The sequence below is a fragment of the Schwartzia sp. (in: firmicutes) genome, from assembly GCF_978017985.1.
Genome location: NZ_CDXDFU010000094.1, coordinates 1 through 7,395, shown reverse-complemented (window position 1 = coordinate 7,395; position 7,395 = coordinate 1). Strand labels below are relative to the sequence as shown.

Annotated in this window: 6 protein-coding genes; 5 read left to right on the top strand and 1 reads right to left on the bottom strand. The window is 50.4% G+C overall.

The features are described from left to right. Nucleotides 1–557: 557 nt before the first annotated feature. Complete coding sequence (locus ACY69O_RS04370) at nt 558–2,174, bottom strand: SGNH/GDSL hydrolase family protein (RefSeq protein WP_462332248.1); 1,617 nt, start codon at nt 2,172–2,174, stop codon at nt 558–560. A gap of 90 nt (nt 2,175–2,264) precedes the next feature. On the opposite strand from ACY69O_RS04370, the gene cobO reads away from it, so the two are divergent. The 5 genes from cobO to aspS all read left to right on the top strand — a co-directional run. Beyond that, nucleotides 2,265–2,807: a cob(I)yrinic acid a,c-diamide adenosyltransferase gene (gene cobO, locus ACY69O_RS04365; RefSeq protein WP_462332247.1), complete on the top strand. Its 543-nt coding sequence runs from the start codon at nt 2,265–2,267 to the stop codon at nt 2,805–2,807. Between the two features lie 64 nt (nt 2,808–2,871). Next, nucleotides 2,872–3,333: a Fur family transcriptional regulator gene (locus tag ACY69O_RS04360; protein WP_462332246.1), complete on the top strand. Its 462-nt coding sequence runs from the start codon at nt 2,872–2,874 to the stop codon at nt 3,331–3,333. Then, nucleotides 3,320–4,819 (top strand): coproporphyrinogen dehydrogenase HemZ, encoded by a 1,500-nt coding sequence (gene hemZ / locus ACY69O_RS04355; RefSeq protein ID WP_462332245.1) that lies wholly within the window; start codon nt 3,320–3,322, stop codon nt 4,817–4,819. The genes ACY69O_RS04360 and hemZ overlap by 14 nt, the downstream gene beginning before the upstream one ends. A gap of 2 nt (nt 4,820–4,821) precedes the next feature. Next, nucleotides 4,822–6,093, top strand: a complete 1,272-nt coding sequence (gene hisS / locus ACY69O_RS04350; protein ID WP_462332244.1) for a histidine--tRNA ligase — start codon at nt 4,822–4,824, stop codon at nt 6,091–6,093. Next, nucleotides 6,093–7,395 (top strand): aspartate--tRNA ligase (gene aspS / locus ACY69O_RS04345; protein ID WP_462332243.1); only part of this gene is annotated, 1,303 nt, incomplete at its 3' end. The genes hisS and aspS, both read left to right, overlap by 1 nt.

Here is a 7,395-nt window from a genome sequence, read left to right as displayed (position 1 = left end):
TTCTAACGTTGATAGCCACCGTTTTTTCGTTTTTAAGCAAGTAATCTAAACGCGAAAAAAGACCGCGCTTTTTCCGGAGGCGGTCTTTTCTCATTAAATCAGTTTTGAGGAAACCGACTTGTGGACATCGGCTGTCTCTTTATGTATATAGTAATGCCTTCGCCTCAGTTTTGCAAATGCAAAGCCGGGACGAAGGCGTTTTTGTCTGGAAAAATCAATATATCGTTTGAGAAAAAGGAACTGTTGTGCTAAAATAAGAAACGCAGCCGATGAGTCGGTCTTCCTCATTTGAGGAGGTGATGCTATGACGCGATACGAAAAGCTTTCAATCCTGATTGCAGTTCTTACGTTCATAGTTAGCCTTATTTCGATGTTAATTATGTTCAAGTAATCTAAACACGAAAAAAGACCGCGCTTTTTCCACGAGGCGGTCTTTTCTCTGATAACCATTATCCGAGGAAGCCGACTATGGACATCGGCTGTCTCTGTATGTATATTGTAACGCCTTCGTTTCAGTTTTGCAAATGCAAAGCCGGGACGAAGGCATTTTTTGTAAGTCAACGCGGAATCAAAACTTCTTTATGCGCGTTGATGATTTCTGCCATGAGCATTTTGCCGCGGATATCCGGGTGGAGTCCGTCGATGCTCAGGCTGGTTTCGAGCTGCAGATGATTCTTGTCGTAGAAGTACGGCTCGAGGTCAATGTGGTATTCCTGTTTGCGGATGAATTCGTTGATTTTCTTCATCTTCGCGTACCAGTTCGGGTCGCTGGGGGTACGGAATGCCGTGTAGATGTTCATCGGATGAATCGGCATGAGTGTGAGGAAAATCGGACGGATGCCGTTTGCCTCGCATTTTACGCGTATGATATCCAAATCCGCAATTATTGATTGGGCGCTGAGGTCAGAACGCAAATCGTTTGAGCCTGTGAGTATCAGCAGATTTTTCGGGTGGAACGGAAGCACGTCATCTTCAAATCGAAGCATGGTCGCGTGCGCCGTATCGCCGCTTCTACCGAGGTTCAGCGCAGGGAAATCAAGATATGTGGTGTACGAGTATTCGAGGTTTGCAGGCGAGTAGGATATAGCTCCGCCACCGTGGGTGATGCTGTCTCCGAATGCTGCCGCGTAAATGGGCGCTTTTTGTTCGGGGACGGTGAAGGGTGCCAGCTCCGAGTATGTGCCGATAGTTTTGCCGTTTTTGTCTATAGCACGGACGCGCCAGTAGTATGTGCCGGCGTACGGACGCGGATATTCGTCGTAGCTGCTGAATGAGTCGTCGGCAATTCTGTACCATTCACGCTCTGGTGTAGGCTCGGTGGGGCTTACGGATGCGGGCTTTGTTGTGAAAAGCTCGACTTCATAGCGCATGCTGTTATGGATAGGAATCCACTGATAGACAGGGTAAAGGGGCGGCGCTGCCTGCGCCATCTGGTCAAAGGTATTGATGAGCGGAGCGGTAGGCGCGGGAACAGAGGCGTCTATGACAATGCGCTCAGCCTTTGAGAATTCACCGATAGGACGGCGCTGGAGGTCGAGGGCACGGACACGCCAGTAAAGCTCCTTGCGGTTTTTCCACTGGGAGAGGTCAGCCTGCCATCCGTTTGTAAATACTTTGGAGGTGCTGTAGAGGTGCCCGTTCTGGGAGGCTGTGATGCCTCCTTCTATTTTGGGGGCTTCGGAAAGAAGCTCGATTTCGTACATGACGGCTCCGGGGACGGAGTGCCATACAAGGAAAGGCTTCAGACTTGCAGGTTTTTCGTCTGTGTAGTGAAAGATGGAAACAGGCATGACAGGGTTCGGGAAGTCCGGGTTTGCTGCATGAGGATACGGACCGCCGAGTACGGAGAAGAGGCCGTAGGCGGTTACTTCATAAAACATGGGTACCGCGGAATCCGCTACCTGTATGTGGTCGCCTGTGGTGTATTCGGTGCTGAAAAGATGGTATTCCGGCTCGTCCTTTACCATGCCGGTTGTTTTTGAGTATGTGTCGATTTTGTAGATGCAGGGATATGGAAGCTTGTTCCAGTGCATAGTAACATGACCGTTTTCTTCGGTAAACGAAAACTCCGGTGTTATGTCTTTTACTTTTAGGACGTCTACCTTTTCAATCAGGTAAGCGTTGACAAATGTAAAGCTCGCGATGAGAATTGCAAAAAGCAGAAACTTCTTCATAAATTCACCCGGAAAATGTATAATAAAAAATAACGTTATTAGTATAACATTTTTTTCTTTAGATTTATATATGTTTTCGGGAGGGTTACGATGGAGGATTCGCATAAGGGTCTTGTGCTTGTACATACAGGGGAAGGAAAAGGGAAGACTACGGCGGCCATAGGGCTTGCGGTGCGCGCATGGGGCGAGGGGCTCCGTGTTTTGATTCTGCAGTTCATAAAGGGCGGCTGGAAGTACGGAGAGCTCAAGGCTATTGAGGCGTTGCGCGAGGCTGAGCCTCATATCGAGGTACGTCAGTGCGGACTGGGCTTTACTCAGCGGGATAAATCGGATATGGAGAAGCATATCAAGGCCGCGCATGAGGCTTTGAAGGATGCTGAGGCTGAGATAACCAGCGGAAACTGGGATCTCGTTATTCTTGATGAGATTAATTATGCTGTGAAGTTCGGTCTTTTGACGGAGCAGGATATATTGGAGCTTTTGAGCAAGAAGCCTGAGGAGCTTCATGTTGTGCTTACGGGAAGAGATGCCCGTCCCGAGATTATTGAGCAGGCGGATCTGGTGACGGAGATGAAGCTGATTCGCCATCCGTTTCAGAAGGGAATAAAGGCGCAGAAGGGGATTGAATTTTAGTTGCAATACCGTCTTGCGTCATGTAAAATATATATTTGATGTTTCTTTAGTAAGGAGGGTTTTTATGCGGGATACAGAAATGCTTGAAATGTTGAAACAACGCCTTCAGCGAAAACAATACAAACTTACTATGCAGCGCCGTACTGTTCTTGAAATCCTTCTGGAGCATCCGGGTGAGCATCTGAGTGCAGAGGATGTTTACGGTGCACTGCGGGATAAGTCCTCCGATATCGGATTGGCAACTGTCTACCGCACGCTTGAGCTTCTGGTGCAGATTGGTATTTTGCAGAAGATGGAGTTTGGCGACGGCTGCAGCAGATATGAGATTGCCGATACAAAGAATAATGAGCATCAGCATCATCACCTTATCTGCATCAAATGCGGAAAGGTAACGGAGTTCTTTGATGATCTGCTTGACGAGCTTGAGGCTGATGTGGCGAAGAAGTCAGGATTTAAGATTACGGATCATCAGGTGAAATTCTACGGATATTGCAAGGAGTGCCAGAACGAGCTTGAGAATACGTGAGTTTCGGTTAAACCATGATGAGCAGGTCATAGTAAAGGTGTCAAAGGAAGTCCTTTCGCTCTATCATATTTCGGTTGCGGAGGATGACGGAGATACTGATTATGATGTTTTTGACCTGCGTCATGATATAGCTGATGGAGATAAGGCTGTTGTCCATACGGAGCTTTCTATTGTAGGAAACGACGGAAAGACAATGCATGCGGAGTGTACGACGGAGGGAAGTCCTGATGAGGCTCCCCGCGCTGAGGTACATAGGCTTGTAAAGATGAATTTTTATCATCTTCTGCATGAGCTTGTGGAGCTGCCGCCTGCGCCGTGGGGGATTTTGCACGGTGTGCGTCCGACGAAGATTGTTCACCGCTACATTGAGAAGGGGATGGACCGCGAGGCTGTTATCTGCCGTTTGATGACGGATTTTGAGGCAAGCCGCGAGAAGGCTGAGCTTATAACAGACCTTGCGTATTACCAGAGGCCTTTTCTCGCACAGACAACACCGCGTACTGTCAGCATATATGTCGGCATTCCGTTTTGTCTGTCACGGTGCCTGTACTGTTCGTTCCCTGCGAACGTGCTGCCTGCTGATAAAGAGCTGGACAGGTTTATGGAGGTCTTTCAGCGTGACCTTGATGCAGTAAGGCGTGCCATAGATACCTATGGGTTTACCGTGCAGAATATTTACATCGGCGGGGGTACTCCTACGAGCCTGCCCGATGCGTATTTTGAGGATATGATGCAGAGGGTTGTTTCTGCATTTTATCATGATGGAATCAAGGAATTTACTGTAGAAGCAGGACGACCTGACAGTATGTCTCCTGCGAAGATTGCCTGCATGGTGAAATACAATGTGGGCCGCGTGAGCGTAAATCCTCAGACTATGCAGCTCCGTACGTTAAAGCGTATAGGACGTCAGCATACGCCGGAGGATATTCTGAAGATGTACAGAGACCTCCGCGAAGCAGGAATTCCTTCAATAAATATGGACCTTATTGTGGGTCTTCCGGGAGAAGGCCCGGAGGATATGCAGGACACCATTGATAAGGTGCTGGCTCTTGAGCCGGAGGATGTTACTCTTCACGCGCTGGCTCTCAAGAGGGGTTCGCTTTTGAAGATGCAGCTTGATGAGACTGAGCTTCCTGATGATGAAACTGTGCGAAAGATGTTTAATATCGCGCTTTCGTCTGTGGAGGCGTCGGGGCGCCGTCCGTATTATCTTTACCGACAGGGTTATCAGAGCGGTCAGATGGAAAATATCGGCTGTTGTGTTGCCGGGGCGGAGAGCCTTTATAATATACAGATTATGGAAGAGCATCAGACTATTTTGGGTATTGGCGGAGCGGCGACGTCAAAAATCGTCAATCCGAAGACACTCCGTCTGAAGACTTCCTTTAATGCGAAAGACCTTGCGGTTTATCTTGACCGCGTGGATACATACATAGAAAAACGCGATATGCTTCTGAAAGAGGCGTATGGCGATGAGGAGGAGTAATCTTGGCGCTTCTTACACAGGGCCCGCGCGGAACGAAGGATATTCTGCCGGGTGAAGTTGACGCTTGGCTTTATGTAGAGAAAAAAATCCGTGAACTCTGCGGCAAATTCGGTTTTCAGGAAATCCGCACACCGATTTTTGAGCATACGGAGCTTTTCCAGCGCGGTATCGGTGATACCACTGATGTTGTCGAGAAGGAAATGTATACCTTCACGGACCGCGGTGACCGCAGCATTACGCTGCGTCCGGAGAACACGGCTGCGGCTGTGCGCTCGTATCTTCAGAATAAGCTTTATGCAGACGGCTCTCTGACGAAGCTGTTTTATATCGGCTCGATGTTCCGCTATGACCGGCCGCAGAAGGGACGTTATCGCGAGTTTCATCAGTTCGGAGTTGAGGCGCTGGGGGAACAGAGCCCGGCTGTTGACGCTGAGATTATTATCCTCGCAGTCCGCTTTTTGCAGTCGCTGGGCCTGAAGGATTTGGAGCTCAGCATCAATTCGGTAGGCGACCCGAAGTGCCGCCCTGTATACCGTCAGAAGCTGCAGGAGTTCTTCAAGGATAAGCTGGACGGACTCTGTGAGGTATGCCGTTCCCGTTATGACCGCAATCCTATGCGTATTCTGGACTGCAAGAGTGAGGAATGCCAGCGTTTGTCGGTAGGTGCTCCGGAGATTACGGACTGCCTTTGCGACGAGTGCAACGAGCATTTCGAGAAGGTCAAGGAGTATCTGACGGCGGCGGGAATTTCCTTTACATGCGACCCGCGCCTTGTACGGGGCCTTGATTACTATACGAAGACCGCTTTTGAGATAAAATATGCTCCGCTGGGCGCGCAGAGTGCTGTCGCCGGCGGCGGACGCTACGACGGTCTTATTGAGGAGATTGGCGGAAATCCGACTCCTGCGGTTGGCTTTGCGGTTGGTCTTGAGCGTGTTATGCTTGCTCTTGAGCAGCAGAAGCTGTTCCATGCTGAGCCTCATAAGGCAGACGCGTTCATTGTTGCGCTTGGTGAGAAGGCACAGTCCATCGGATTCAAGCTGCTTGTTGAGCTGCGCGACGCAGGACTCACGGCGGCTATGGATTACGCGGGCCGCAGCATGAAGGCGCAGATGAAGCAGGCTGATAAGGCAATGGCTCATTATACTGTTATTATCGGCGATGATGAAATCGCCAAAAATGTTGTTGTGCTCCGTGATATGAAGACAAGTGCACAGACAGAGATATCTATGGAAGAAATCATTAAAAAGTTAACTGATGAGGTGAAAGGTTAATGGAAACATTAGAGGGGATGAAACGCACGCATCATTGCGGTGACATTCGCAAAACGGAAGTAGGACAGGAGGTTATCGTCTGCGGATGGGTATCCCGCCGACGCGACCACGGCGGACTGATTTTCGTTGATTTGCGTGACCGTTCCGGTTATGTACAGGTAGTCTATGATGAGGCTGCTATGAACGACGGAACATTCCATAAAGCAGAGTCGCTCCGTTCGGAGTTCGTTATCGGTGTACGCGGCAAGGTTCGCGCACGTTCCGAGGAGACGGTAAATCCGAAGATGGAGACAGGCGATATCGAGATTGTCTGCACAGAGCTTCGTATTCTGAACAAGGCAAAGACTCCGCCGTTCTACATTCAGGACGGTATTGATGTAGATGAGAAGGTACGTCTCAAGTACCGTTATCTTGATCTGCGCCGCCCGGAGATGCAGAAGAACATTATGCTGCGTCACCGCGTAGCAAAAATCATGCGTGACTACTTTGACCGCAACGGCTTCCTTGAAATCGAGACGCCGATGCTCTGCAAGAGCACGCCGGAGGGCGCCCGCGATTTCCTCGTGCCGAGCCGTCAGAACCCCGGCAATTTCTACGCGCTGCCGCAGGCGCCGCAGATTTACAAGCAGATTTTGATGGTGGCGGGCTTCGAGAAGTATTTCCAGATCGTTCGTTGCTTCCGCGACGAGGATTTGCGCGCCGACCGCCAGCCGGAATTCACGCAGCTTGATATTGAAATGTCCTTCACCGACCAAGAGACGATCTTGACGATGATGGAAGGCATGATGGCGGAGCTCTTTGAGAAGGCGCTCGGTACGAAGCTCGAAACGCCGTTCCTGCGGATGACGTGGGACGACGCGATGGAGCGCTTCGGCTCGGACAAGCCGGATTTGCGTTTCGGTATGGAGCTTCTCGACATTTCCGAAGAGGTCAAAGGCTCGACCTTCAAGGTCTTCTCGTCCGTCCTCGAAGCGGGCGGTCAGGTCAAGGCCATCAAGGTCGACGACTACGCCGACATCCCGCGCCGCGAGCTCGACGGCCTTGTCGAGTATGTGCAGGGCTATGGCGCGAAGGGGATGGCGTGGATCCAGTATTCGACGGAGGGCGTCAAGTCCCCGTTCAAGAAATTCTATTCTGACGAGGTCTTCGAGAAAATCAAGGAGAAGTGCGGCGCGAAGACAGGCGATCTTTTGTTGATTGTTGCGGACAAACCGCTGGCCGTCGCGCAGGCACTCGGCGCTCTTCGTCTCGAAATGGGACGCCGCCGGAACCTGATCGATCCGGACAAGCTCTGCTTCCTTT

What these genes read in the sequence shown, in the direction of transcription:
- ACY69O_RS04370 (WP_462332248.1), bottom strand. Translation starts at nt 2,174, where the DNA reads ATGAAGAAGTTTCTGCTTTTTGCAATTCTCATCGCGAGCTTTACATTT.
- cobO (WP_462332247.1), top strand. Translation starts at nt 2,265, where the DNA reads ATGGAGGATTCGCATAAGGGTCTTGTGCTTGTACATACAGGGGAAGGA.
- ACY69O_RS04360 (WP_462332246.1), top strand. Translation starts at nt 2,872, where the DNA reads ATGCGGGATACAGAAATGCTTGAAATGTTGAAACAACGCCTTCAGCGA.